This window comes from Methylobacterium sp. NMS14P (assembly GCF_028583545.1).
Classification (GTDB): Bacteria; Pseudomonadota; Alphaproteobacteria; order Rhizobiales; family Beijerinckiaceae; genus Methylobacterium.
Genome location: NZ_CP087106.1, coordinates 3,823,198 through 3,847,453 on the forward strand (window position 1 = coordinate 3,823,198; position 24,256 = coordinate 3,847,453).

The window sequence follows — 24,256 nt, forward strand, 5'->3', positions numbered from 1 at the left end:
CGGAACCGGCGGCGGTCGAACCGTGACCGCTCGCTGTCGGGCCACGACAACCAATCAAGAAAATAAAAACATGTATATCTCGGAGGAAACGCCATGTTCGCCAAGCGTTACAGGTTTCTGATCGCGTTCCTGCTGTTCATAGCCGGCATCATCAACTACATGGACCGGGCGGCTCTCGGCGTCGCCGCGCCCTTCGTCAAGCAGGACCTGAACCTGTCGCCCTCGGAACTGGGGGTGATCTTCAGCACGTTCTTCTTCGGCTACGCGCTGTTCGCCTTCGTGGGCGGTCAGCTCGCCGACCGGTACGGGCCGCGCAGCGTCTACACCTGGGCGGCCGCCTCGTGGTCGGTCCTGTGCATGCTCACCGGAGCGGTGACCGGCTTCGCCCAGATGTTCGTGGTCCGCGCCCTGTTCGGCTTCGCCGAGGGGCCGATGAACTCGACCACGAACCGCACCATCACCACGTGGTTCCCCCGCGAGGAGACCGCCCGGACCATCGGCTTCACCTTCTCGGGCCAGACGGTCGGCAGCGCCATCGCGGCGCCGGTCGTCGGCCTGCTGGCGATCCAGTACGGCTGGCGGGTGGCGTTCGTGGCCATCGGCGCCGTCGGCCTGCTCTGGGTCGTGGCCTGGCGGATGCTCATGACCGACCGGCCGCAGGACAACCACCGGGTCGACCCGGAGGAGATCGCGCTCGTGGAGCGCAGCCGGGCGGTCACGCACCTCGCGCCGTCAGACCATGCCCGGTCGCTCAAGGAGTACCTGTTCCTGCCGAGCACCCTGTCGCTCGGGCTCGGCATGTTCGCGGTGAACTACACCCTCTACATCTTCCTCTCGTGGCTCCCGAGCTATCTCACCGACGCGCTGCACATGCCGGTGAAGGAGATGGCGCTGGTCGCCTCGATCCCCTGGGCCTGCGGCTTCGTGGGCTATGTCGGCGGGGGCGTGGTGGCCGACTTCGTCTACACGCGCATGGGCGACAAGCTCGCCGCGCGGAAGATCACCACGATCGTGCCGCTGGCCGTCGCGGGCGTCGCCCTGCTCGCCGTCAACGCCGCGACCAGCACCGCCATGGCGGTCTCGCTGATCGCGCTGGCCGTGCTGATGCTGACCAGCTCGGTGCAATCCTGCTGGGCGACGATCCACGAGCTGGTGCCCGAGGCGCGGGTCGGCGGCGTCAGCGGCTTCATCCACCTCCTGAGCAACATCTCGGGCATCATCGGACCGACCGCCACGGGGCTGGCCGTGCAGTATCTCGGAGGCTACGCCAGCGCCTTCGTGATCGCCGCCCTGATCGCGGCGGCCGGCGTCGTCGCGATGGCGATCTTCGTGCGGCGGCCGCGCAACCCGGCGGAAGCCGGCCCCCTCGCCGCGGCCAAGGCCGTCTGACCGAGGCCGTCCGATCAAGTCCGCCGGAATCTGGAGCAGCGTCCCATGAGCGCCGAGACCGTCCCGCCCAAACCCGTCCTCCTGACCGGAGCCTCCGGCGCCCTCGGGCGCGTCCTGACCCGCGCGCTCGGCGCGCAGGGCTGGACGCTCCGGCTCACGGACCGCGTCCCCTTCCCCGACCCGCTGCCCGAGGGGGCGCGCTTCCAGGTCGCCGACCTGGAGGACGGGCCGGCGATCCTGCGGCTGGCGGAGGGCTGCGGCACGATCCTCCATTTCGGGGGGATCTCGGTGGAGCACCCGTTCGAGACGGTGATCGGCCCGAACATCCGCGGCCTCTACCACGCCTACGAGGCGGCCCGGCGCGAGGGCGCCCGGATGATCTTCGCCTCGTCGAACCACGCGATCGGCTTCCACGCGCGCTCGGAGGTGCTGGACGACGATTGCGGCCTCGCACCCGACGGCTATTACGGCCTGTCCAAGGCTTACGGCGAGTTGATGGGCGGCCTCTACCGCGACAAGCACGGGGTCGAGAGCGTCTTCCTGCGGATCGGCTCGTGCTTCCCGGAGCCGACCGACGCGCGGATGCTGGCCACGTGGCTGTCCTACGCCGACCTGACTCGGCTGATCACCCGCGCCACCCTGGCCCCGGACCTCGGTCCGACGGGCTCCGTGGTCATCTGGGGCGCGTCGAACAACAGCCGCATGACCTGGTGGCGGAAGGACGGGCGCGCCGCCATCGGCTGGGCGCCGCAGGACAGCGCCGATTCCCACGCGGCGGCGCTGGAGGGGAAGACCAGCGGCAACCCGGTGGTGGAGCGCTACCAGGGCGGCGGCTTCACGGCGATCGACTATTCCCGCGCCGCGCCGCCGCGGTGACGGACCGCTTCTTCGGCGCGCGGCCACCCGACCGCTCCTCCTGAGACGACAGACTGGACACACCATGCCGAACGAGAGACCCGAGACACGCCTCAAATGCGCCCTGGTGGTGCGCGGCGCCTTCGACGCCCACGTCGTCCCGGCCTTCGAGGCGGCGGGTGGCCGGACGGCGATCCACTGGGCGCCGACCACCGTCATCGTGAAGTCGCTCACCGAGGGCGAGACCGCCGACGCGGTGCTCGTCCTGTCGGACGCCATGGACCGGCTCGTCGCCGAGGGAAGGGTCGAGCCCGAGAGCCGGATCGACGTCGTGCGGTCGCGCTACGGCATCGCCGTGAAGGCCGGGGCTCCGCATCCGGACATCGCGACCGTCGAGGCGCTGAAGCGCACCCTCGTGGCGGCGCGATCGGTGGCCTACTCGCGGACCGGCGCCAGCGGGATCTACTTCGCCGGGCTGCTGCCGCGGCTCGGCCTCGCCGAGGCGGTGAACGCCCGGGCGACGATCATCCCGCAGGGCTTCACGGCCGAGAAGCTCGTCTCCGGAGAGGCCGACATCGCCGTCCAGCAGATCAGCGAACTGATGGTCGTGCCCGGCATCGAGGTGGTCGGCCCCCTCCCCGACCCGGTTCAGGAGATGACGACCTTCGCGGCGGCGATCCTGCGCGGCGCGACGGATCGGGACGGCGCGGCCCGGTTCCTCGCCGGTCTGACGACGCCGCAGGCGGCCGAGGCCTACCGCACCAGCGGCCTGGAGCCGGCCTTCTGACGGGCCGCCGGCGCTCCTGATCGCGCCCGTTCCGGCCCCGCTCTGCGCCGCTTAAGTTGAGGCGCCAGGGCCGGACGGGGTTCGCGACCGCAAAAAAGTCCTTATGCTCGTGCTGTCCGGACGCCCAATCCCGTCCGACCGGATCGCTCCTTTCATGCTGAAGACAGCCTTCGTTGCCGCCCGCGACCGCCAGCGGCTGTCGGAGATCGCGACGATCCTCATCGGCTTCGGCGTCACCCGCGTCGTGGACCGGCTCGGCCTGCGCTACCTGCCGCTCCTGCCGCGGCGCCAGCCCCGGGTCGACGTCACGCGCCTGTCCGAGCCGGAGCGGCTGCGCCGGGCGATCGAGGCGCTCGGGCCGACCTTCATCAAGTTCGGGCAGGTGCTGGCGAGCCGGCCGGACCTCCTGTCGCCGGCCTGGACCGAGGAGCTGCAGAAGCTCCACAGCCAGGTCGTGCCGGTGACGTGGGAGCAGATCGGACCGCAGCTCGAGCTCGATCTCGGCGCCTCGCCCATGGAGGTGTTCGCCGAGTTCGACACCAACCCGATCGCCTCGGCGTCGATCGCCCAAGTCTACCGGGCGCGGCTGCACTCGGGCGAGGACGTCATCGTCAAGGTGCTGCGGCCGAACCTGCGCAAGATCATCGAGGCGGATCTGCGCCTGATGGCGCACGGCGCCCGCATCGTCGAGAACGAGTGGCCCGACATGGCCCGCTACCAGCCGCGGGAGCAGATGCGCCACCTCGCGGAGGGCCTCAACGGCGAGCTCGATCTGCTCAACGAGGCGCGCAACTGCGAGTTGCTGGCCCAGATCTTCGAGGACCGCGACGACATCGTCTTCCCGAAGATCCACTGGGAGTACTGCTCCGAGCGGGTACTGGTGCAGGACTTCATCCACGGCATCCCGCCCAACGACGAGGCGGCCCTGCGCGCGGCGGGCATTGACAAGAAGCTGCTCGCCCAGAAGGGCACCGACGCGTTCCTGCAGATGGCCCTGATCGAGGGCGTGTTCCACGCCGACCCGCATCCCGGCAACATGCTGGCGCTGCCCGGCAACAAGATCGGCTTCATCGATTTCGGCATCATCGGCCGGCTGTCGCAGCGGCGGCGCTCGCAGCTGCTCGTGCTGATCGGCGCCATGCTCAAGCAGGATGCGGACGGCCTCATGGCCGTGCTCCTCGACTGGACCGGCACCAGTAACCCGGACCTCACCCGCCTCCAGGTCTCGGCCCAGTCCTTCGTGGAGAGCCACTCCTCGATCCCGCTGAACCTCGGGCTGGTGCTGACCGACTTCATGAACATGGCCCGCGAGAACGACCTCGCGATGCCGACCGACCTCGCCATCCTGTTCAAGGGGCTTGTCACCGCCGACGGCGTGATGCGCTACCTCGACCCGAATTTCGACCTGTTCGCCGCCGCCGGCCCGACCGTCCGGGCGAGCATGCAGACGCAGTTCTCGCTCTCCGCCCTCAAGCAGAAGGCCGAGGCTCTGGGCGTGGGCCTCTACGGCGCCGCCTCGGAGCTGCCGACCCTGATCCACCTGATGCTGGTGCGGCTGAAGCAGGGCCGCGTCACCGTCGAGATCGAGGTGAAGGGCCTCGACAAGGTCACCCGCGGCATCGAGCGCGCGGCCGCGCGGGTCGCCGTGGCCCTGGTGGTGGCGGCCTTCGCCACCCAGCTCGCGCCCCGCCTCATCGATCTCGGCACGCCGGTCTTCGTCTCGATCGGATTGATAATTTTCATCCTCGGGATCGGCTGGCTCGTGCTGCTGATGCGAAATAAGTAACCGTCTTCGCACCTGCCCTGGACACCAACATAAGTTTTCACCCGCAACCGAATACGGGACTGAGTTGATAATCCCGCGGGTCATGCTAGCGTGAGACATCCAACGATTCGCTCGGCTGCGGGCGGGGAACCGGCACCAGAAGCGGTCTGAACCGCCGGTGCGGCCCTGCCTTCGACAACCGTCGCCGCACCGCGCGGTCGGGGACCTCCGACGGCGCGCCGCGCACGGGCGCCCCGTCGCGATGACGAGGGGGGGCGGGCGATGGATGTGGACATCGTGCGGCCGCGGACCGACGGGGCGGAGCGCCGCGTCGAGACGCTCGAGGCGGAGAACATCCGCCTGCGCAGCCTGCTGACCCAGGCGACCGCGCAGGCTGACTGGGAGCGGCAGCGGAGCCGGCGGCTCGGCCGCATCATCGAGGCGGCGAGCCGCGTTGAGGCCGGGCGCATGGCGGCCGAACGGGTCGAGGCGCCGCGCGGGCCGCCGACCCGCGAGCGGGCCGGGCTCGCGCCCGAGGCGAGGCCGCGCACCCTCGGCCGCGCACGGCCGATCGGCCTGCCGCAGGCGCCCAACGATTACCTGGAACTGCTGGACCGCGAGGGGTGCCTGATCACCGCGAGCGAGGATGGCCCGGCCCTGTCCGCCGCGGGAGACGAGGCGGAGGCGATCGGTCGGCCGTGGATCGATACCTGGACGCGCCCCGAGGACCGGGAGGCCGTGGGCGAGGCGCTCGACCGGGCGCGGCTCGGCCGGCCGAGCCGGTTCCAGGCGCAGTCGGAGGCCGGCGGCGCGATCCGCTGGTGGGACGTGGCCGTCACGCCGATCGGCGCGGCACCGGACCGGCCCGAGCGGATCCTGGCGGTGTCGCGCGACATCACCGACCAGAAGCTGACCGAGGCGCGCCAGACGCTGCTGATGCAGGAGCTGGCCCATCGGATGAAGAACACCATGGCCATGGTCCAGGCGGTCGCGACGCAGACCATGCGCAACGCGCCGTCGCTGGAGGCGGCCGGCGAGGCCCTGGCCGCGCGGCTTCTGGCGCTCGCGAAGGCGCACGACGTGCTGCTGCAGGGCTCCTTCACCCGGGCTTCCCTGAGCGGCCTGGTCGAGGGGGCCGTGTCGCTCCACGGGGACGGTGTCGCCGGCCGATTCCGCATCGCCGGTCCCGACCTGACGCTCGGCCCCCGGCACGGCATGACCCTGGCGCTGATGCTGCACGAACTCGGGACCAACGCGGCCAAGTACGGCGCGCTGTCGGTGGCCGCCGGCTGGGTCTGCATCACGTGGAACGTGGCCGAGGCGGCGGGCGGCCAGACCCTCCGGTTCCGCTGGGAGGAGAGCGGCGGACCGCCCGTCACGCCGCCGACCCGCACGGGGTTCGGCACCCGGCTCATCGCCCGCAGCCTCGCTCACAGCTTCGGCGGCACCGCCCACATGAGCTACCCGCGCGAGGGCGCGGTGCTGACCTTCGAGGCGCCCCTCGACGCGGTGATGGTGGCCTGATGCGGCTGCGCGGCGCTAGGCGCTCAGCCGCGTCTCCGCCTGCAGGTCCCGCAGGGCCGCGACCGTCCGGTCGCGCAGGGTCCTGAGATCCACCAGCGATCGGGTCAGATCGTTGCCCGCCATGGCCGATTCCTCGAGGCCGCGGCAGGCCTGGGAGAGTTCGGCGCAGCCGAGCATGCCGGACATCGAGACCAGCGTGTGCGCCTCGCGGCCGTAATCGTCATTGGCACGATCCGGCCCCTCGAAGGCGGTCGTGAGGCTGACGACGAACCGGTCGAGGATGCGGACGAGCTTCTCCGTGCCGATCACGGCCGTGAGTTCCTCGAGCGCGTCCCGGTTCACCAGGGAGTGCGACACCGTCGGTCTCCAAGTACGGATCCGCGACAGCGATCCGAGAGAGGCGCGCAACCAAGGCGCCGCACAACGGCCAAGTTTGCAGCGAAGTGTTTACACCGCCTTGCGTCAGCTTTTCAACGAAGCGCGACCGTCTCCCGGTCTTCGCAGGATTGACCCCGGCGCATGGATCGGCCGTCGCGGCGGCGAAAGACTGGTCAGGAACGAACATCGGACGCGGCGCGTCGCGAAGGACCGAAGCGTCGCAATGGGCATTGCGAATCAGTTCGGCCTCTCCTAGCCTCGCAGGCCTGTCGCGCTCGCATCAGGGAGGGAGCTGCATGATCGCTGTGTTGGCTACTCTCCGAGCAGGACTTGTCGGCGCCCCCGCGCGGGTCGGCTAGCCGCCTCCCGCTCTCGCCCGGCCCTGCCGCCCGGCGCCTCTGAACCCAGTCCCGTCTGACTACGCCGGCGCGCATCGTTCGCGATGGGACGCCCGCGTCACCCGGAGCCGACGCTTTCCCTGCGTCGGGCACTCGCATGTCTCTGTCGTCTCCCCGGAAGCCGGACGCGGTCCGTCGCGTCCTGACCTTCGTCGTCCGCAGTTGGCGCAGGCGCTGGCCTCTCGTCGCCGGCCTCACCGGCGCGATCACGCTCGCGACCTTGGCGGAAGTGCTGCTGCCGCTCTACGCGGGCCGCCTGGTCGACGCGCTGTCCGGGAGCGATCGCCGCGCCGCGCTGGACGCGGCTTGGCCGGCCTTCCTGGCGATGACCGGGCTCGGCCTCGCCACCGCGCTGCTGCGGCACGTCGCCTGGAGCCTCGTGGTGCCGCTCTCCCTGCACACCATGAGCGACATCGTCCGCAACGGCTTCGCCCGCGTACAGCGCTTCTCGACCGAGTGGCACGCCAACACCTTCTCGGGCTCGACCGTCCGGAAGATCTCGCGCGGCATGTGGGCGATCGACGGGCTCAACGACACGCTGCTGCTGTCGCTCCTGCCCTCGCTCGTCGTCCTCGTCGGCACGGCCCTCGTGCTCGGCCTGCACTGGCCGGCCCTGGGCGCGACGGTCGCGATCGGCGCGGGCGCCTACGTCGGCGCGACCGTGCTCCTCGCGACCCGCGTCATCGCGCCCGCGGCCGCCCTCTCGAACGCCCTCGACACCCGCCTCGGCGGCGCGCTGAGCGACGCGATCGGCAACAACGCGGTCGTCAAGGCCTTCGGCGCGGAGGATCGGGAGGAGGCGCGGCTCGGCCGGCTGCTGGCGAAATGGCAGCGGCGGACCCGGCGCACGTGGATGATCGTCACCTGGGGCGGCACCGGCCAGCTCGGGCTGCTGCTCGTCCTGCGCACCGCCATCGTCGCCATCGCCCTGTGGCTGTGGTGGCGGGAGCGGGCGAGCCCGGGCGACGTCGCCTACGTCCTGACCTCGACCTTCGTGGTGCACGGCTACCTTCGCGACATCGGCAGCCACATCAACCACCTGCAGCGGGCCATCAACGAGATGGAGGAGCTGGTCGCCCTGGAGGCCGAACCCGTCGGCGTCGCGGACCGGCCCGGCGCGGTTCCGCTCGCGGTCGCGGGCGGGGCGATCCGCTTCGAGACCGTGCGCTTCCACTACGGCGACCACACGCGGCCGCTGTACGACGGGCTGACCGTCGCGATCCCGGCCGGCCAGCGCGTCGGCCTGGTGGGGCGCTCGGGCTCCGGCAAGACGACCTTCGTCAAGCTGATCCAGCGGCTCTACGACGTGTCGGGCGGGCGCGTGACGATCGACGGGCAGGACGTGGCGTCGGCGAGCCAGGCGAGCCTGCGGGCGCAGGTCGCCATCGTGCCCCAGGAGCCGGTGCTGTTCCACCGCTCCCTGGCCGAGAACATCGCCTACGCCCGGCCCGGCGCCTCGGCGCTCGACATCGAGCGGGCGGCGCGCCTCGCCAACGCGCACGACTTCATCGCGCGGCTGCCGAAGGGCTACGCCACGCTGGTGGGCGAGCGCGGGGTCAAGCTGTCAGGCGGCGAGCGCCAGCGGGTGGCGCTGGCCCGCGCCTTCCTGGCGGACGCGCCGATCCTGATCCTCGACGAGGCGACCTCGAGCCTGGACTCGGAATCGGAGGCGCTGGTGCAGGAGGCCATGACGCGGCTGATGCGCGGGCGCACCGCCATCGTCATCGCCCACCGGCTGTCGACGGTGCGGGCCCTCGACCGCATCCTCGTCTTCGACCGCGGTCGCGTCGTCGAGGACGGGCCCCACGCCGCCCTGCTGCGCCGCCCGCACGGGGCGTACCGCGCCCTGTTCGAGCGGCAATCCGACCTCGCCGAGAGTGCGTGAGGGTCCTGTTCGTCTGCGGCCGGGCGCGCGCCCGCAGCCCGACCGCGGAACAGATCTTCGCGCGCCGGCCCGGGATCGAGACGGCCAGCGCGGGGGTGTCCCCCGACGCCGACGAGCCGGTGGACGCCGATCATCTCGCCTGGGCGGAGATCGTCGTCGTCATGGAGCGCGCGCATCGGCGCAAGCTGATGCGCCGCTTCGGGGCCGCCCTGCGCGGGACCCGCCTCGTCTGCCTCGACATCCCCGACGCGCACGACGTCATGGCGCCGGCGCTGGTGGCGCTGCTGAACGCGCGCGCCGGCCGCTTCCTGCCGCGCTGAGCCTCCGCGGCCGCCCCGGTGCCGCCCCGGGTGCCGCCGCCCGCCGCATTGCCGTTTTTTAATCCTTCGGTCATGCGACCAAATGATGGCTGATCTATTATCTGAACACGTAATGAATGAGGCCAATGCAGATGAAGGCCTCATCTCCGGCACTAGAGGGAGATATTGTTATGTCCTATCGCAAATCTATGGCTGCGGCTCTCGTGCTCACCACAATCCTCGGTGGAACTGCCTACGCGGCGGAGCAGGCCGTCCAGACCAACGGCACGCAGATCAGCGCGAGCCAGGCGGCGGTCGACAAGGATGTCGGCAAGCTCTCGAAGGACGGCGCACAGGGCTTCAGAGATCTTCAGCTCACCCGCCTCGCGATCTTCGAGGCCAATCCCGGCCAGGCCAAGGACATGATCGCCAAGACGCAGGCCGCCTTCGCCAAGGCCAAGACCGACGACGCGGTCTTCACCAAGGCCGAGGCCGACTTCAAGTCCCCGGCCGACATGGCCGCCCACAAGGCGAATGCGCCGAGCGACAAGGCCGACACCAGGGCCGATACCAAGACGGCCTCCAAGGAGCAGGTGGCCTGGGTTCCGGTCGACGCGCAGCTGACCCTCGGCGACGACTTCGTGGCCACGCCCGCCAAGGCTTCCGCGGTCACCGAGGCGAACAAGAATCTCGCTCAGGGCGACCAGAAGGGTGCCCTGGAGAAGCTCAAGCTCGCCCACGTCGACGTCAATTTCACCATGGCGGTCCTGCCCCTGAACAAGACCATCACCGACGTCGATCAGGCGGCGACGCTGATCAATCAGGGCAAGTATTACGAGGCCAACGCCGCCCTGAAGTCGGCCCAGGACAACATGCGCTTCGACGTGATCGATGCGGTCGCGGTGCCCCAGAAGGCGACCGCCGCCACGGCCGACAAGGGCGCGCCGCAGGCGACCGGCACGACGGCGGGTGCCAAGACCGGCAAGTGACCGACCGCTGACGACGGCCGCGCCTGACGGATCTCGGGCGCGGCCCGGTCGGCGCACAGGAGGGAGGGTCGCGTGCGGCGATTCTGGATCTCGACCATCCTGGGACTCGAACTGCTCCTCGGCGGGACCCTGGCGGCCTCCGCCCGGACGGTGGGGGTTCCGGACTTCAACATCCGGGCGATCTGCGCGCCGGAGCACCGGGCGGGATCCACCGCCGTCGACCGGGCGAGCTACCGCGGTTGCCTGTCCGACGAGGCCGCCGCGCGGCGCACCCTGATCAAGCGCTGGGCGACGTTCGACGTGGCGGAGCGCCGGACCTGCGCGACGGAGAGCCAGATCGGCGGCGCCCCGTCCTACGTGGCGATGCTGACCTGCGTGCAGCTCGGAAGCGACGCCCTGCCGATCAACCCGTCGGGCCAGCCCTGAGATGAGACTATCCGCGCGACGGATCGCACGTCCGTGATCCGCGCATGAGGAACCGGCGGCATCGCCGAGACGTCCTGCAATGTCGATCAAGTGGAGGAGGCATCATGTTCAAGACTACGGCGCGCGCTGCTCTTTGCCTGGCCTGTCTCTGGTCGGTGACGCCGGCCCTGGCAGCCCCGAAGGAGATGCCGCAGGGCAAGCGCGACGAGATGTCGATGAAGGACACCAAGCACGAAGTGGTGATGCAGCGGAAGGAGAATAAGGAAGCCAACAAGAACGTCGACAGCCTCATCACGAACCGCAAGTGAGCGCGCGCGCCGACGACTGATCGATAGTTCATCCGAGAGGGGTGCCGGACGCAGCGCCCCTCTCCCAGCGGTCCCGGGCCCGGCCCGGGACCGTTCGCGCGCGTCGCCCCGTCACCGTGGGACCCGCGCAGTCTTCGCGTGGTCGGGGACCGGGCAATGGCTTAGGAACGGGGTCCGGGCGCGCGCCGCCGCAGGAGCCAGCGCCATGCCGGGTCGGACATCGCCGTGACGGCCTACAGCCTGCGCGCCCGGCTGCTCGCGCTCTGGGTCCTGCTGGTCGCCTCCGCGGCCGCCACCGCCTACCTGATGCTCGGCGTCTACGACCAGTCGACGGGCGTCCAGGTGGCGCAGGCCGATCTCGCGGTCGGGCGGGCCTGCCGCGAGATCATCGACCGGTACGCCGCCCTCGTGCGCGCGCGGGGCAAGGGCGTCGGGGAGGCCGACCTCGTCGGCACCCTGTCGACCGCGCTGGCGCGCTTCCCGGGCCTCGAGGGCGGAATCTGGAGCGCCGCGCGCGGGTCGGTGGCCTACGCCTATCCGACCTACGAGGGATCCGGGCCGAAGACCGACTTTCCGGCGGCCGAGCGCGACGCCATCGCGGCGCTGAACGCGCAGGCGCTGCGGGTCGACCACGCGGTCTCGGAGCGGCGGCCGAGCCGGACCCAGGTCCTGATGCTCCAGGCCTGCCCCCTGCACGGGCCGGAGGCCGGCCTGACCGCGTGGTCGATGACGCGCGCGCACGTCAACGACGGCCCGACCTACACGCGCTTCCTCGCGGGCCTCGGCTTCCTCGCCGCCACGGTGCTCGGATCGGCCGCGTTCCTGAGCTGGTTCCTGTACGGGTTCTCCGGGCGGATCGCCCGGCTGGAGGCCGCGCTCGCCGCGCCGCGCCCGGACGGCCAGGACCTGCCCCATCTCGACCGCACCGGCGAGCGCGAGCTCGACCGGCTGGTGGACGCCCTCAACGCCGCCGGCGGGCGGCTGCGGGAGGCGCAGGCGCGCATCGTGGCGACCGAGCGCCTGGCCGCCGTCGGCCGGCTGGCGGCGAGCATCGCCCACGAGATCCGCAACCCCATCGCGGCGATGCGGCTGAAGGCCGAGAACGCCCTGGTCAGCGGCGATCCGCACCGCGCCGCCGCCGCCCTCGAGGCGGTGCTCGGCCAGATCGCCCGGGTCGACACGCTGCTGCGCGACCTCCTCAACCTGACGCAGGCGCGGCCGCTCAACCGGATGCCCGCGCCGGTGGCGCCGCTCCTGACCGAGTGCGCGCACCTGCACGAGGACCTGGCGAGCGCGCGGTCGGTCCGGATCGCGGTCGCCGCCGACGGGCTGCCCGCCGCGGACCATCCGCATCTCGACCGGGCGCAGATCGCCCGGGCCGTCGACAACCTGCTGCTGAACGCCCTGCAGCACGCGCCGCCGGGCGGCCGGATCCGCCTCGGTGCCGAGCGGGTGACCGTCGACGGCGCGCTGCGGCTGCGCCTCAGCGTCGCCGACACCGGTGCCGGGGTCGATCCGGCGATCCGCGCCAGCCTGTTCGAGCCCTTCGTCACCGGCCGGCCCGACGGGACCGGCCTCGGGCTCGCGATCGTGCGCGAGATCGCCCGGGCGCATCGGGGCGAGGCGAGACTGGTCGAGGGCGCGCCGGAGACCACCTTCGTCCTGGATCTGCCATGGCAACCATCCTGATCGTCGACGACGACAGAGCCCTGCGCGACGGGCTCGCCGAGACGGTGACCGACCTCGGGCACACCGCGCTCCCGGTCGCCTCCGGCTCGGAGGCGCTGGCGCGGCTGGGCGAGGGTCCGGTCGCTGCGGTGCTCCTCGACCTGCGCATGCCCGGCGCCCTCGACGGCATGGCCACGCTAGAGCGGATCCGCGCCCTGCCGGAGCCGCCCCCCGTGACGGTGCTGACGGCCTTCGCGAGCCCGGCCAACACCATCGAGGCGATGCGCCTCGGGGCGCACGACCACCTGACGAAGCCGATCGGCCGGGCCGACCTCGCCGCCGTCCTCGACGCGATGCTGCGCGACGCGCGCTCCGATCCCGGCAGCGCCGCCCCGCCGCCGGGCCATCCCGTCCTGATCGGGTCGAGCGCGGGCATGCGCAAGGTCCAGAAGACCATCGGCCTCGTCGCCGACAGCGCGTCCACGATCCTGATCCAGGGTGAGACCGGCACCGGCAAGGAGGAGGTCGCCCGGGCCCTGCACGCCTTCTCGCGGCGCCGCGCGCGGCCGTTCGTCCCGGTGAACTGCGCGGCGATCCCCGCCGAGGCCCTGGAGAGCGAGCTCTTCGGCCATGTCCGGGGCGCCTTCGCGGGGGCGACCTCCGACCGCGCCGGCGCCTTCCACGAGGCCGAGGGCGGCACCCTGTTCCTGGACGAGATCGGCGACATGCCGGCGGCGATGCAGGCCAAGATCCTGCGGGTGATCCAGGACTGCGTCGTGACCCCGCTGGGGGGCCGGTCCGCCAGGGTCGACGTCCGCCTCGTGGCGGCGACGCACCGCGACCTGCCGGCGCTCGTCGCCGAGGGCGGGTTCCGCGCCGACCTGTACTACCGGCTGAACGTCGTGCCGATCGCCCTGCCGCCCCTGCGCGAGCGCCTGGCCGACATCGTGCCGCTCGCCGAGCACTTCCTGGTTCCCTCCGGCAAGCGCCTGAGCGGCGGCGCCGCCTCGCGCCTGCTCGCCTACGAGTGGCCCGGCAACGTCCGCGAGCTGCGCAACGTCGTGGAGCGGGCCGCCGTGCTGGTGCGCGGCGGCACGATCGCCGCCGAGGCCATCGATCTGCCCGCCGCGCGGCCCGAGCGGCGCGGCGACGACGCGTTGGCCGACTGGCTCGCCGGCGACCTGCCCGGGGCCGTGGCCCGCCTGGAGCGGACCATGATCGCCGCCGCGCTCCGCGAGGCCGACGGCAACCGCGCCCGGGCGGCCCGCCGGCTCGGCATCCAGCGGCAGCTGCTCTACGCCAAGATCGAGCGCTACGGCCTCGCCGCGCCGGGGACCGATCTGTCGGAAGAGACGACAGATGCTGTCGGAAATCCCGACGCTTCGGCGGGCACCGACCCGGCCTGACGACTGCACCGGCCGGAGAATCGTTCACATCCGGCGTGAGGTCCCGGCGGCGCGGGAACCGATGGCGCGCGCGGGCGTCGAGCCCCGCGTGCGACGGTGCGGCCCGGATCGGGGCCGCGCCGTCCGTCGGTCGGGGGATCGCGGCAGGATGAACAGGATCGAGACGGGCGCCCGCGGCGCCGGCAGCCGGACGCCCTCGGCCAAGGCCCTGCGCGGCCTCGACGCGCTCAACTTCTTCCTGGCCGACGTGCGCGACGGCCTCGGCCCCTACCTCGCCATCTACCTGATCGCCGTGCGCGGCCCGGACCAGGGCTGGAACGAGGCCACCACCGGCCTCGTGATGACCATCGCGGGCATCCTCGGCCTCGTGGCGCAGACGCCCGCCGGCGCGCTGATCGACGCCACCAACCACAAGCGCGCGGTGGTCATCGGCGGCGCGATCGCGGTGACGGCCAGCTGCCTCGTCCTGCCGTTCATCACGAACTTCTACCTCGTCACCGCCACGCAATCGATCGCCCACGTCGCCGGGACGATCTTCCCGCCGGCGCTCGCCGCGATCACGCTGGGCCTCGTCGGGCCGAAGATGTTCGCCAAGCGGATCGGCCGCAACGAGGGCTTCAACCACGCCGGCAACGCGGTCTCCGCCGCTCTCGCGGGCGGGCTCGCCTACTTCTTCGGGCCGGTCGTGGTGTTCTGGCTGATGGGCATCCTGGCGGCGCTGTCGATCGGCGCCATGCTGCTGGTGCCGGCCGACGCCATCGACAACGACCTCGCCCGGGGCATGACCGAGGCGGAGGAGCAGGCGCATGAGAAGCCCTCCGGCCTCGCCACCCTGCTGCAGAACCGGGCGCTCCTGATCTTCGCGGTGCTCTGCGCGATCTTCCACCTCGCCAACGCGGCGATGCTGACCTCGGTGGGCCAGCTCCTGACGCACATCTCGGGCAAGGACCACGCGACCTCGCTGATCGCGGTCTGCATCGTGGCGGCGCAGTGCGTGATGGTGCCGGTGGCGATCTTCGTGGGCGCGAAGGCCGACGTGATCGGCCGCAAGCCGATCTTCCTCACCGCCTTCGGCATCCTGGCGCTGCGCGGCGTCCTCTACACGCTGTCGGACAACCCGTTCTGGCTGGTGGGCGTCCAGCTCCTCGACGGGATCGGCGCCGGCGTCTACGGCGCGCTGTTCCCGATCGTCGTCGCCGACCTGACCCGCGGCGGCGGTCGGTTCAACGCGGCGCAGGGTGCCGTGGCGACGGCCCAGGGGATCGGCGCCTCCCTGAGCGCGACCCTCGCCGGCGTGATCATCGTGTCGGCGGGTTACTCCACCGCCTTCCTGGCGCTGGCGGCCATCGCGGCGCTCGGCTTCGTCCTCTACTTCGCGCTGATGCCCGAGACCCGCGACGCGGTGCGCGCGGGCAGCGAGCCCGAGAGCGGCGCCGGCATGCCGCCGGCCGTTCCGGCGAGCGCCTGAGCGCCGCGATCGGATCCGGAGGTCGGGCTCAGGACGCGGCAGCCAGCTCCGGCGCGGCCTGGCTCGGCACGACTTCGCCTGACCCGAGTTGGGGCGGCACGGTCGCCTCCGGCGGGGCCTTGCGCGAGACGTAGTAGATGTCGACGGCGCGCCAGAACGCCCCCTGCTCCTCCATCGAGCGGCGCGCGAGGGATTTCTCGAGGATCGACATCGCGGCCCGCGCGGGCTCGCTCCGCTCGAGTTCCTCGAGCAGGCCGGCGAGATGCAGCATGGGGTCTACCTCCGAGCGGACAGCAACCCCGACTAACGCCCGAGCTTGCGTAACGATCCGTCGCGCCCTGCACGTCGGCGCCCTGCATGATCCTTGCCTCGGGCCGAGGCGCGGCTACCATCCCCGCGGCGAGTCCCGCTCGCTCTCCCGTCAACCGTCGAGGATCTCCGATGTTCTCCTGCCGAAGCGGCGCGGCTCTTCCCCTGCGCGGAGCGGTCTTCGCCCTGGCCCTGGCCAGCGGATTCGGGGCGGCGCCCCTCGTGGCCCGCGAGATGCCCGAGGCCGGCACCGCCGCCGCGGTGAAGAAGCCGAACGTGGTGATCCTCGCCACCGGCGGCACGATCGCCGGCGCCGGCGCCGATGCCGCCAACAGTGCCACCTACACGGCCGCCAAGGTGCCGGTCGACAAGCTGATCGCCGCCGTGCCGCAGGTGAACACCATCGCGAACGTCCGCGGCGAGCAGGTCTTCCAGATCGCCTCCGAGAGCTTCACCGACGCGCAGCTCGTCCAGCTCGGCAAGCGCGTGTCGCAGCTCCTGAAGCAGGACGACGTCGACGGCGTCGTCGTCACGCACGGGACCGACACCCTCGAGGAGACCGCGTTCTTCCTCGACCTCGTGGTGAAGAGCGACAAGCCGATCGTGGTGGTCGGCTCGATGCGGCCGGGCACGGCGATCTCGGCCGACGGCGCCCTCAACCTGCTCGACGCCGTCACGGTCGCCGCCAGCAAGGAGGCGATCGGCCAGGGCGTCACCGTGACGATGAACGACTACATCCAGTGCGGCCGCGACGTGAACAAGCGGACCAACATCGTGCCCAGCGCCTTCTACAGCCAGTGGGGCCCGCTCGGCATGGTGGTCGAGGGCAAGACCTACTTCTTCCGCTCGCTGACGAAGCGGCACAACATGAGCTCCGAGTTCGACATCGACCAGATCGACAGCCTGCCGCTGGTCGGCATCGTCTACGGCTCGGGCAACATGATCCCGGGCGTCTACGACGCCGAGCTCCAGGCCGGCGCCAAGGCGATCGTCAACGCCGGCACCGGCAACGGCTCGGTGCCGGGCTACCTCGTCGACAAGCTCAAGGACATCCGGTCCAAGGGCGCCGTCGTGATCCGCTCGTCGCGGGTGCCGGACGGCTTCGTCCTGCGCAACGCCGAGCAGCCCGACGACAAGTACGACTGGGTGGTCGCCCACGACCTCAACCCCGCCAAGGCCAAGATCCTGGCCGCCGTGGCGCTCACCAAGACCAGCGACACCAAGGAGCTGCAGCGCATCTTCTGGGAGTACTGAGTCCGGGGACGGGCCGGGCCTCCGAGGGTCGACCCCGTCCTGAGGCGTGCCGACGTCGGGCGTCCGGGCAGAGGCGTGCGGTCACCGTCTTGGCGAGCGCGGCGAGGCAATCCAGGGTCGCGCTGCCCTGGGTCACTTCGCTCCGCTCGCGACGACGCGGCGGGCGGACCTCGCGGCGTCGCCGGCGCCCGTCCCGGGTTACATCCCGCGGCGCACCCCTTAGATACCGGCCACCGACGCGGCCGCGCGGCCGATCCCGAATCGCGGCATCGGCCCTGCGCCCGTCGGCACCGAGCCTGGAGGAACGAGCATGACCGAGCTTCATCCCGAGGTCGCGGCGGTCACCGAGCGCGTCGTGGCGCGCTCCCGCGAGACCCGGCGCGCCTATCTCGACCTGATCGCCCGCGAGCGCGAGGCGGGGGTCCGGCGCGGCAAGCTCGCCTGCGGCAACCTCGCCCACGGCTTCGCGGCGTCCGGCGAGGACAAGGCGGCGATCCGCGACGAGCGGACGGTGATGAACGTCGGCATCGTCACCGCCTACAACGACATGCTCTCGGCCCATCAGCCCTACGGGCGCTACCCGGAGCAGATCAAGCTGTTCGCCCGGGAGCGCGGCGCCACCGCGCAGGTCGCGGGCGGCACGCCGGCCATGTGCGACGGCGTCACCCAGGGCCAGAGCGGCATGGAGCTGTCGCTGTTCTCCCGGGACACGATCGCGCTCTCCACCGCGGTCGCGCTGAGCCACGGCATGTTCGACGGCGCGGCGCTGCTCGGCATCTGCGACAAGATCGTGCCGGGCCTGCTGATCGGGGCGCTCCGCTTCGGCCACCTGCCGACGATCCTGATCCCGGCCGGCCCGATGCCCTCCGGCCTCGCCAACAAGGAGAAGCAGCGGATCCGCCAGCTCTACGCCGAGGGCAAGGTCGGCCGGGCGGAGCTGCTCGAATCCGAGTCGGCCTCCTACCACGCGGCCGGGACCTGCACGTTCTACGGCACCGCGAACTCGAACCAGATGATGATGGACATGATGGGCCTGCACATGCCGGGCGCGTCCTTCATCAATCCCGGCACGAAGCTGCGCCAAGCCGTGACCCGGGCGGCGATCCACCGGCTCACCGAGATCGGCGGCGCCGGCAACGATTACCGGCCCCTCGGCCTCTGCGTCGACGAGAAGGCGATCGTGAACGCCGCGGTCGGCCTGCTCGCCACGGGCGGATCGACCAACCACGCGATCCACCTGCCGGCCATCGCGCGCGCGGCCGGCATCGTCATCGACTGGGAGGACATCGACCGCCTCTCCAGCGCCGTGCCGCTGATCGCCCGCGTCTACCCGAACGGCGCCGGCGACGTGAACCATTTCCACGCCGCGGGCGGCATGAGCTTCGTGATGGCGGCGCTGCTCGACGCGGGCCTCCTGCACGACGACATCCTGACCGTGGCGGGCCAGTCGCTGCGCGACCACGCCCGCGACCCGAAGCTGGACGGCGAGGAGCTGGTCTTCGAGGACGCGGTGCCGGAGAGCCTCGACGACACGATGCTGCGTCGTCCCGGCAACCCGTTCCAGCCCGACGGCGGCATGCGGCTCGTGAGGGGCAATCTCGGCCGGGCGACGTTCAAGACCAGCGCCGTGGAGGAGCATCGCCGCACCATCGAGGCCCCGGCCCGGGTCTTCTCCGACCAGGACGAGGTGCTGAAGGCCTTCAAGGCCGGCGAGCTGGAGCGGGACGTCGTCGTCGTGGTCCGGTTCCAGGGCCCGAAGGCCAACGGCATGCCCGAGCTGCACAAGCTCACCCCGCCGCTCGGCGTGCTGCAGGATCGCGGCCACAAGGTCGCGCTGGTGACGGACGGGCGCATGTCGGGGGCGTCGGGCAAGGTCCCGGCCGCCATCCACCTGAGCCCCGAGGCGCTCGGCGGCGGCCCGATCGGACGGATCCGCGACGGTGACATCGTCCGCCTCAGCGCCGCCGATGGGCTGCTGCAGGTTCTGGTCGACGACGCGGAATTCGCGGCCCGCCCCGAGGCCGAGGCGCCGGAGCCCGCGCAGGGCACCGGGCGGGAGCTGTTCGCGTTCATGCGTCACGGGGCCGACACGGCGGAGCGTGGCGCCTCGGCGATGCTCGCCGCCGCCGGCCTCTGAAACCAGCAGGGAGTTGCCGACCATGAACGATCTGACCAGCATCGACGCGCTGATGCGCTCCGTGCCCGTCATTCCGGTCCTGGTGATCGACGACGCGGCCCAGGCGCGGCCCATCGCCGAGGCCCTGGTGAGGGGCGGACTGACCGCCCTGGAGGTCACCCTGCGCACCCCGGCCGCCCTCGACGTCATCCGGGAGATGACCCGGGTCGAGGGCGCGGTGGTGGGCGCCGGGACGGTCCTCAACCCGCGCGATCTCGAGAAGGCCCTGGCGGCGGGGGCCGAGTTCATCGTCTCGCCGGGCCTCACGGAGCCGCTGACCGACGCCGCCAAGGCCAACGGCGTGCCCTACCTGCCCGGCGTCGCCACGGCGGCCGACATCATGCGCGGCCTCGACCACGGGCTCGACCGGTTCAAGTTCTTCCCGGCCGAGGCCGCGGGCGGGATCAAGGCGCTGAAGGCGCACGCGGCGGTGTTCGGCGCGGTGCGGTTCTGCCCGACGGGCGGGATCACCGAGGCGACCGCTCCCGACTGGCTGGCGATCCCGTCCGTGCTCTGCGTGGGCGGCAGCTGGGTGGTGAAGCCCGGCGCCCCCGACCCGGCGGCGATCGAGCGGGCGGCCCGGGCCGCCGCTGGGTTGCGGACGGCGTAAGCCTCACGATCGACGTCCTTGCGAGCCAAGCGAGGCAACCCAGGGTCGCGCCACATCTCCAGGATGTCGCGCTGCCCTGGGTCACTTCGCTGCGCTCGCGATGACGGAGAGGGCACGGCCCCCTCCCCGCAGAGAGAGGTGGGAGCTGTTGCAGCCCCTCACTCCGCCGGCAGCGGCTGCCTCTGCACCCGCGGGACGAACACGCCGCTCTCCGGCTCGAGGGCGATGCGCCGGTCGTGGAAGGCGTCCAGCGTCGAGCGGTGGCCGATCGACACGATCGTCGTGCCGGGAAGCCGCTCGCGCAGCATCCGGTAGAGGGCCGCCTCCGAGGGCTCGTCGAGGGAGGCCGTCGCCTCGTCGAGGAACAGCCATTCGGGCTTCGCCAGCAGCGCGCGGGCGATGGCCAGCCGCTGCTGCTCGCCGCCCGACAGCCGCCGCTCCCAGGTGTCGGTCTCGTCGAGGTGGTCGACGAGGTGGGTGAGCTGGGCGGCCGTCAGGGCATCCTTGATCGCCGTGTCCGGGAACTGGTCGGTGGTATTCGGGTAGACCACGGCGCCGCGCAGGGTCCCCTGCGGGATGTAGGGTCGCTGCGGCAGCAGCAGGGCCGACTGACCGGCGGGCACGTCGACCCGGCCCTTGCCGAACGGCCAGATCCCCGCGATCGCCCGGAACAGGGTCGACTTGCCCGAGCCGGAGGGACCCGTGACCAGGGTCGCGCCGCCGCGCGGCAGGGTCAGCGCGTCGGCGGTGACGATCGGCTTCCCGTTGGGAAGGGCGAGAACGAGGCCGCGCGCGGTGACGTCGCCGCTGCTCTCGTTGCCCTGGACGAGCCCGTAGCCGGCCGATTCCAGCGCCTCGGCCTTGGTCATGGCCCGGCGGAAGGAGCCGAGACGGTTGGTGTTGGCCTTGTAGGCCGCCAGCGTCGTGTACGAATCGACGAAGAACGACAGCGAGCTCTGCACCTGGCTGAAAGCCTGGGAGGTCTGCTGGAGCGCGCCCAGCGTGATCTTCTTGGCGAAGAAGGAGGGCGCGGCCAGCACCATCGGGAAGATCACGCTCGCCTGCCGGTAGCTGAACGTGAAGGCGATCAGCTTGATGCGGCGGAAGATGATCCCGACGTAGTTGTCGATCACGCTGTGGAACAGCGTCGAGAGCCGCGAGGCCTCCGCGCGCTCGCCGCGCAGCAGGGCGATCTGCTCCGAGTAGATGCGGTTCCGCGCCAGCGCGAAGCGGAAATTCGCCTCGACCTGCTCCTGCCGGAAGTCGAGCCCGATGAGCGGTCGGCCGATCAGGTGGGTGAGCCACGTGCCGACCACCGCGTAGGCGATCACCAGCCAGACCAGGAAGCCCGGGATCACCGTGTCGGTGAACGGCACGACGAAGTCGCGCGACAGGGTCCAGAGGATCACGATGAACGAGACGAGCTGCGCGGCCTGGCTGAGGAGGCGGATCGACAGCGTCGTGGTCTGAACGATGAAGCTGTTGACGTCGGCCTGGATACGCTGATCCGGGTTGTCCGCCTCCTCGTCGGTGAACGGGATCCGGTAATGCGTGCCGTTGCCGAGCCAGCGCTCGTAGAGGCTGTGGGTCAGCCACGTGCGCCAGCGGATCAGCAGCGAGGAATCCACGAACAGGTCGAACATGCCGATGGCGATGTTCAGCGTGGCGAGCGGGATGAACACCCACAGCAGCTGGTACCAGAACGCGCTCGCGTTGTATTCCTGGAGCGAATTGTACATGTCGCGGTAGAAGAAATTGAACCGCAGCGTCAGCGCCACGTCGGCAAAGTTCACGAAGATCGACAGCGCCACGAGATTGCGGCCGATCCGCCCTTCGGTCGTGCCGAACCAGCGGAACAGGCCGATCTCCTTGGTCGGCTTGTCGCGGTTGGCGAAGTACGGGTCGGCGATGTTGGTGATCGCGCGGATCGGCTCGAGGTGCGAGATGCCGAGCACGATGGCGGCGAAGACCACCGCGCCGGTGGCGGCGAAGGCCGGCGGGAGCAGCGCCGCGATCACCGGCGGCAGCAGCTCCATGGCGGCGATCGTCTTCGATCCGGCGAGCAGCAGGTAGCCGACGCCGTAGACCGAGACGAAGACCTTGAGATAGGCGGAGATGCCGTTCGAGGCGATCAGGATGCCCGCCATGGCGAAGCCGGCGAGGGACACGTAGAGCGGCGGGCTCGGGATTCCGGGAAACGCCAGAAGGATCAGCGCGGCCAGAGCCGTGAGCACGGCCTGGATGCCCAGTCCGGTCCTGAGTGCTGCCACGCGTCGACCCCCATCCGTGCGCGCCCGCTCGGGACGCCGCCGGCGGCCTTGGCCCCGGCAGATGGCCAGATAGTGGCACTATGCCGGCGCTGTCGCGTGAAACTTTGGTCACGTTCCGACGGTGCGGCGATTTACGCGGGTGGCGCGGGCAGGCCGGCTACCAGTTCCACTCCTCGAAGCCGGGCTCGCGGCAATGGTAGCCGATCGGGCATTGCGGGTTGTCGCGCGTCGGGGCGAAGCGCAGCTCGGCGATCTCCGCGCCGGTGCACTGCCCGGGATTGCTGACGAAACGCTCCGGTGCCGTCCCGGCGGCGATGATCACGTCGCCCTCGTTCTTCACCAGGGCCATCGCCTCGGAGCAGGTCATGCGGGCCGTCATCGAGCCGCGCGGCGGCCGCGTCTGCGCACGGGCCTCGACCCCGGCCGCGACGGCGGCGAGGTGGGCGAACAGCAAAGCGAGGGCCAACGGCCTCATCGGGCACGAATTCCGGTACGCACCCGGGAAGAAAGCCCGCGGGTCTGGCGCCATCCTGCACAAGCAGGCCGTCCGAGACTGTCACCGGAATGCGCCACCAAGCCGCTTTCGCCGTCGGACCGCCGCAATCGGCGGATTAGGAGATTCCGGGATTGCCGAAAGCAGCTGTAGATTTGTGATCGTGGACGCCTGCGCGGGCGGCCCCGGCACGACGGCTGGACCGGCCCCCCGGCACGCGTCTCCGGCGCCCCGCGTGCCGGCCGACCGGCGCCGGAGCCAAGGGACCCAGCGATGTCCGCTCTCTCGATCCTCGACATCTCCGCCGTGCGCGCCGCGCCCGTCTCCCGCGAGCCCTACGCCTACACGCTCGGCAACAACGTCCTGAACCCCGACGCGATCGACGACATCCGGCGCGACTTCCCGGACATCGCCAAGCCGGGATACCTGACGGTGGACGAGGTCGCCCTCAAGGGCCGGTTCAAGGCGCTGATCGACGAGCTGGAGAGCGACGCCTTCTCGGAGATCCTCGGCGAGAAGTTCGGCATCGACCTCGTCTCCTGCCCGCGGCTGACCACCATCATGCGCCGCAGCCAGCTGAAATACGGCTCGATCCACACCGACGGCCCGTCGAAGGTGCTCACCCTGCTCGTCTACATGAACGACGCCTGGGACGCCCCGGCGGCCGGCCGCCTGCGGGTGCTCTACGACGGCCGCAACTACGAGCCCTTCGCGGTGGAGGTCCCGCCGACCATGGGCACGATGTTCGCGTTCCTGCGGGCGGACAATTCCTGGCACGGCCACGAGCCGTTCGAGGGCGAGCGGCGCGTGGTGCAGGTGGCGTGGCTCAAGGACGCGTCGGAACTGGAGCGCAAGCGCAAGCGCAACCGGACGGCGCAGTTCCTGAAGGGCATCTTCGGCCGCTGATCGAACGACAAGGGGGGCGGACCATGGGGGCGGTCGTGCTGGCGGATCCGGGCGACGGGGCGCGTTCCGGCTCCTGGCGTCGCCTCGCCTTGCCGACGCTCCTCATCCTCGGCTGGGTGGGCCTGTTCGCCTACAGCGCCGCCTACCTGACCGAGGATCTGCCGTTCCGCCCGTCCATGCCGGAAGCGAGCCCTTCCGCGGAGGGCTCCGCCGGCCCGCGCGCCGCGCGCCGCGTGGTGATGCTCGACGAGCCCGACCAGCCCGCGGCTCCGGCCGACGCGGCCGGCCAGACCGCCATGGCGGCCTCGGCGGCGCCGCCGGCCCCGCAGACTGCCGCGACGGCCACGACGGCCGCGAATGCCCGGTCGGCACCGGCTCCGGGCCCCGCTCCGGCCGCGGCCGAGTATGTCGGCGTCTGGGGCCCGACGCCCGAGGCCTGCGGGGCGCGGTCGCGGCGCCGCGGCTACATCCCGGCCACGATCACGCAGGACCGCGCCCGCGCGGGCCGCACGCTCTGCCTCTTCCACGACCTGCGGCGGAGCGGCGCCGCCTGGGTCACCGCCGCCGAGTGCAGCGATCGCGGCCGCCACTGGTCGTCGCAGGTCCGCCTGCAGGTCGACGGCGAGCACCTGACCTGGTCGAGCAGCCGCGGCACCTCGACCTACATCCGCTGCGGCCGCCGCGCCGGCTGAA

22 protein-coding genes are annotated in these 24,256 nt (G+C 71.4%); 18 read left to right on the forward strand and 4 right to left on the reverse strand.

The window, feature by feature from the left end:
- Nucleotides 1–93 precede the first annotated feature (93 nt).
- From LOK46_RS18155 to LOK46_RS18175, 5 genes are all read left to right on the forward strand, one after another.
- Nucleotides 94–1,389 (forward strand): MFS transporter, encoded by a 1,296-nt coding sequence (locus tag LOK46_RS18155; RefSeq protein WP_273559434.1) that lies wholly within the window; start codon nt 94–96, stop codon nt 1,387–1,389.
- A gap of 45 nt (nt 1,390–1,434) precedes the next feature.
- Nucleotides 1,435–2,265: an NAD-dependent epimerase/dehydratase family protein gene (locus tag LOK46_RS18160; protein ID WP_273559435.1), complete on the forward strand. Its 831-nt coding sequence runs from the start codon at nt 1,435–1,437 to the stop codon at nt 2,263–2,265.
- 64 nt (nt 2,266–2,329) lie between these two features.
- The gene (locus tag LOK46_RS18165; RefSeq protein ID WP_273559436.1) at nt 2,330–3,031 is read left to right on the forward strand and encodes a molybdate ABC transporter substrate-binding protein; all 702 of its coding nucleotides are present in this window, start codon (nt 2,330–2,332) and stop codon (nt 3,029–3,031) included.
- Nucleotides 3,032–3,185: 154 nt separating this feature from the next.
- Complete coding sequence (locus LOK46_RS18170) at nt 3,186–4,817, forward strand: ABC1 kinase family protein (protein ID WP_273559437.1); 1,632 nt, start codon at nt 3,186–3,188, stop codon at nt 4,815–4,817.
- A gap of 261 nt (nt 4,818–5,078) precedes the next feature.
- Complete coding sequence (locus LOK46_RS18175) at nt 5,079–6,320, forward strand: sensor histidine kinase (protein ID WP_273559439.1); 1,242 nt, start codon at nt 5,079–5,081, stop codon at nt 6,318–6,320.
- A gap of 15 nt (nt 6,321–6,335) precedes the next feature.
- On the opposite strand, the gene LOK46_RS18180 is transcribed toward LOK46_RS18175, so the two are convergent.
- The gene (locus tag LOK46_RS18180; RefSeq protein WP_273559441.1) at nt 6,336–6,677 is read right to left on the reverse strand and encodes an Hpt domain-containing protein; all 342 of its coding nucleotides are present in this window, start codon (nt 6,675–6,677) and stop codon (nt 6,336–6,338) included.
- 516 nt (nt 6,678–7,193) lie between these two features.
- Between LOK46_RS18180 and LOK46_RS18185 the strand changes: the two genes are divergently transcribed.
- The 8 genes from LOK46_RS18185 (at nt 7,194) to LOK46_RS18220 (ending at nt 15,545) form a co-directional block, all read left to right on the forward strand.
- Nucleotides 7,194–8,981 (forward strand): ABC transporter ATP-binding protein, encoded by a 1,788-nt coding sequence (locus LOK46_RS18185; protein ID WP_273559443.1) that lies wholly within the window; start codon nt 7,194–7,196, stop codon nt 8,979–8,981.
- Entirely contained in the window at nt 8,978–9,301 is a 324-nt protein-coding gene (locus LOK46_RS18190; protein WP_273559445.1) for a low molecular weight protein tyrosine phosphatase family protein, read from the forward strand. Before LOK46_RS18185 ends, LOK46_RS18190 begins: the two co-directional genes overlap by 4 nt.
- 170 nt (nt 9,302–9,471) lie before the next feature.
- Nucleotides 9,472–10,269 (forward strand): YfdX family protein, encoded by a 798-nt coding sequence (locus tag LOK46_RS18195; protein ID WP_443192827.1) that lies wholly within the window; start codon nt 9,472–9,474, stop codon nt 10,267–10,269.
- Nucleotides 10,270–10,341: 72 nt separating this feature from the next.
- Nucleotides 10,342–10,695: a hypothetical protein gene (locus LOK46_RS18200; RefSeq protein ID WP_273559449.1), complete on the forward strand. Its 354-nt coding sequence runs from the start codon at nt 10,342–10,344 to the stop codon at nt 10,693–10,695.
- A gap of 104 nt (nt 10,696–10,799) precedes the next feature.
- Entirely contained in the window at nt 10,800–11,003 is a 204-nt protein-coding gene (locus LOK46_RS18205; RefSeq protein ID WP_020093001.1) for a hypothetical protein, read from the forward strand.
- A 225-nt stretch (nt 11,004–11,228) separates the two neighbouring features.
- Nucleotides 11,229–12,692, forward strand: coding sequence for a sensor histidine kinase (locus LOK46_RS18210; protein WP_273559451.1), 1,464 nt, complete (start codon nt 11,229–11,231; stop codon nt 12,690–12,692).
- Nucleotides 12,677–14,077, forward strand: a complete 1,401-nt coding sequence (locus LOK46_RS18215; RefSeq protein ID WP_273559453.1) for a sigma-54-dependent transcriptional regulator — start codon at nt 12,677–12,679, stop codon at nt 14,075–14,077. The genes LOK46_RS18210 and LOK46_RS18215 overlap by 16 nt, the downstream gene beginning before the upstream one ends.
- 148 nt (nt 14,078–14,225) lie before the next feature.
- On the forward strand, nt 14,226–15,545 hold the full coding sequence (locus LOK46_RS18220; protein ID WP_273559455.1) for an MFS transporter: 1,320 nt from the start codon (nt 14,226–14,228) through the stop codon (nt 15,543–15,545).
- 28 nt (nt 15,546–15,573) lie between these two features.
- Here LOK46_RS18220 and LOK46_RS18225 read toward each other — a convergent pair whose 3' ends face one another.
- Nucleotides 15,574–15,816 carry a hypothetical protein gene (locus LOK46_RS18225; protein WP_273559456.1) on the reverse strand — a complete coding sequence of 81 codons (243 nt, stop codon included), beginning with the start codon at nt 15,814–15,816 and terminating at the stop codon, nt 15,574–15,576.
- Between the two features lie 170 nt (nt 15,817–15,986).
- On the opposite strand from LOK46_RS18225, the gene LOK46_RS18230 reads away from it, so the two are divergent.
- The 3 genes from LOK46_RS18230 to eda all read left to right on the forward strand — a co-directional run bounded on the left by LOK46_RS18230 (nt 15,987) and on the right by eda (nt 19,894).
- Complete coding sequence (locus LOK46_RS18230) at nt 15,987–17,108, forward strand: asparaginase (protein ID WP_273559458.1); 1,122 nt, start codon at nt 15,987–15,989, stop codon at nt 17,106–17,108.
- Between the two features lie 310 nt (nt 17,109–17,418).
- Nucleotides 17,419–19,245, forward strand: coding sequence for a phosphogluconate dehydratase (gene edd / locus LOK46_RS18235; RefSeq protein ID WP_273559460.1), 1,827 nt, complete (start codon nt 17,419–17,421; stop codon nt 19,243–19,245).
- 22 nt (nt 19,246–19,267) lie between these two features.
- Nucleotides 19,268–19,894: a bifunctional 4-hydroxy-2-oxoglutarate aldolase/2-dehydro-3-deoxy-phosphogluconate aldolase gene (gene eda, locus LOK46_RS18240; protein WP_273559462.1), complete on the forward strand. Its 627-nt coding sequence runs from the start codon at nt 19,268–19,270 to the stop codon at nt 19,892–19,894.
- 158 nt (nt 19,895–20,052) lie between these two features.
- Here the strand turns inward: eda and LOK46_RS18245 are convergent, their stop codons facing one another.
- Nucleotides 20,053–22,164, reverse strand: a complete 2,112-nt coding sequence (locus LOK46_RS18245; RefSeq protein WP_273559464.1) for an ABC transporter ATP-binding protein/permease — start codon at nt 22,162–22,164, stop codon at nt 20,053–20,055.
- Between the two features lie 157 nt (nt 22,165–22,321).
- The gene (locus LOK46_RS18250; protein ID WP_273559467.1) at nt 22,322–22,639 is read right to left on the reverse strand and encodes a hypothetical protein; all 318 of its coding nucleotides are present in this window, start codon (nt 22,637–22,639) and stop codon (nt 22,322–22,324) included.
- 291 nt (nt 22,640–22,930) lie between these two features.
- Here LOK46_RS18250 and LOK46_RS18255 point away from each other — a divergent pair, with 291 nt between their 5' ends.
- Together LOK46_RS18255 and LOK46_RS18260 are read left to right on the forward strand one after the other, a co-directional pair.
- Nucleotides 22,931–23,563, forward strand: a complete 633-nt coding sequence (locus LOK46_RS18255) for a 2OG-Fe(II) oxygenase (protein WP_273559469.1) — start codon at nt 22,931–22,933, stop codon at nt 23,561–23,563.
- A 23-nt stretch (nt 23,564–23,586) separates the two neighbouring features.
- Nucleotides 23,587–24,255 carry a peptidase inhibitor family I36 protein gene (locus tag LOK46_RS18260; RefSeq protein WP_273559471.1) on the forward strand — a complete coding sequence of 223 codons (669 nt, stop codon included), beginning with the start codon at nt 23,587–23,589 and terminating at the stop codon, nt 24,253–24,255.
- The last annotated feature ends 1 nt before the right edge of the window (nt 24,256 follow it).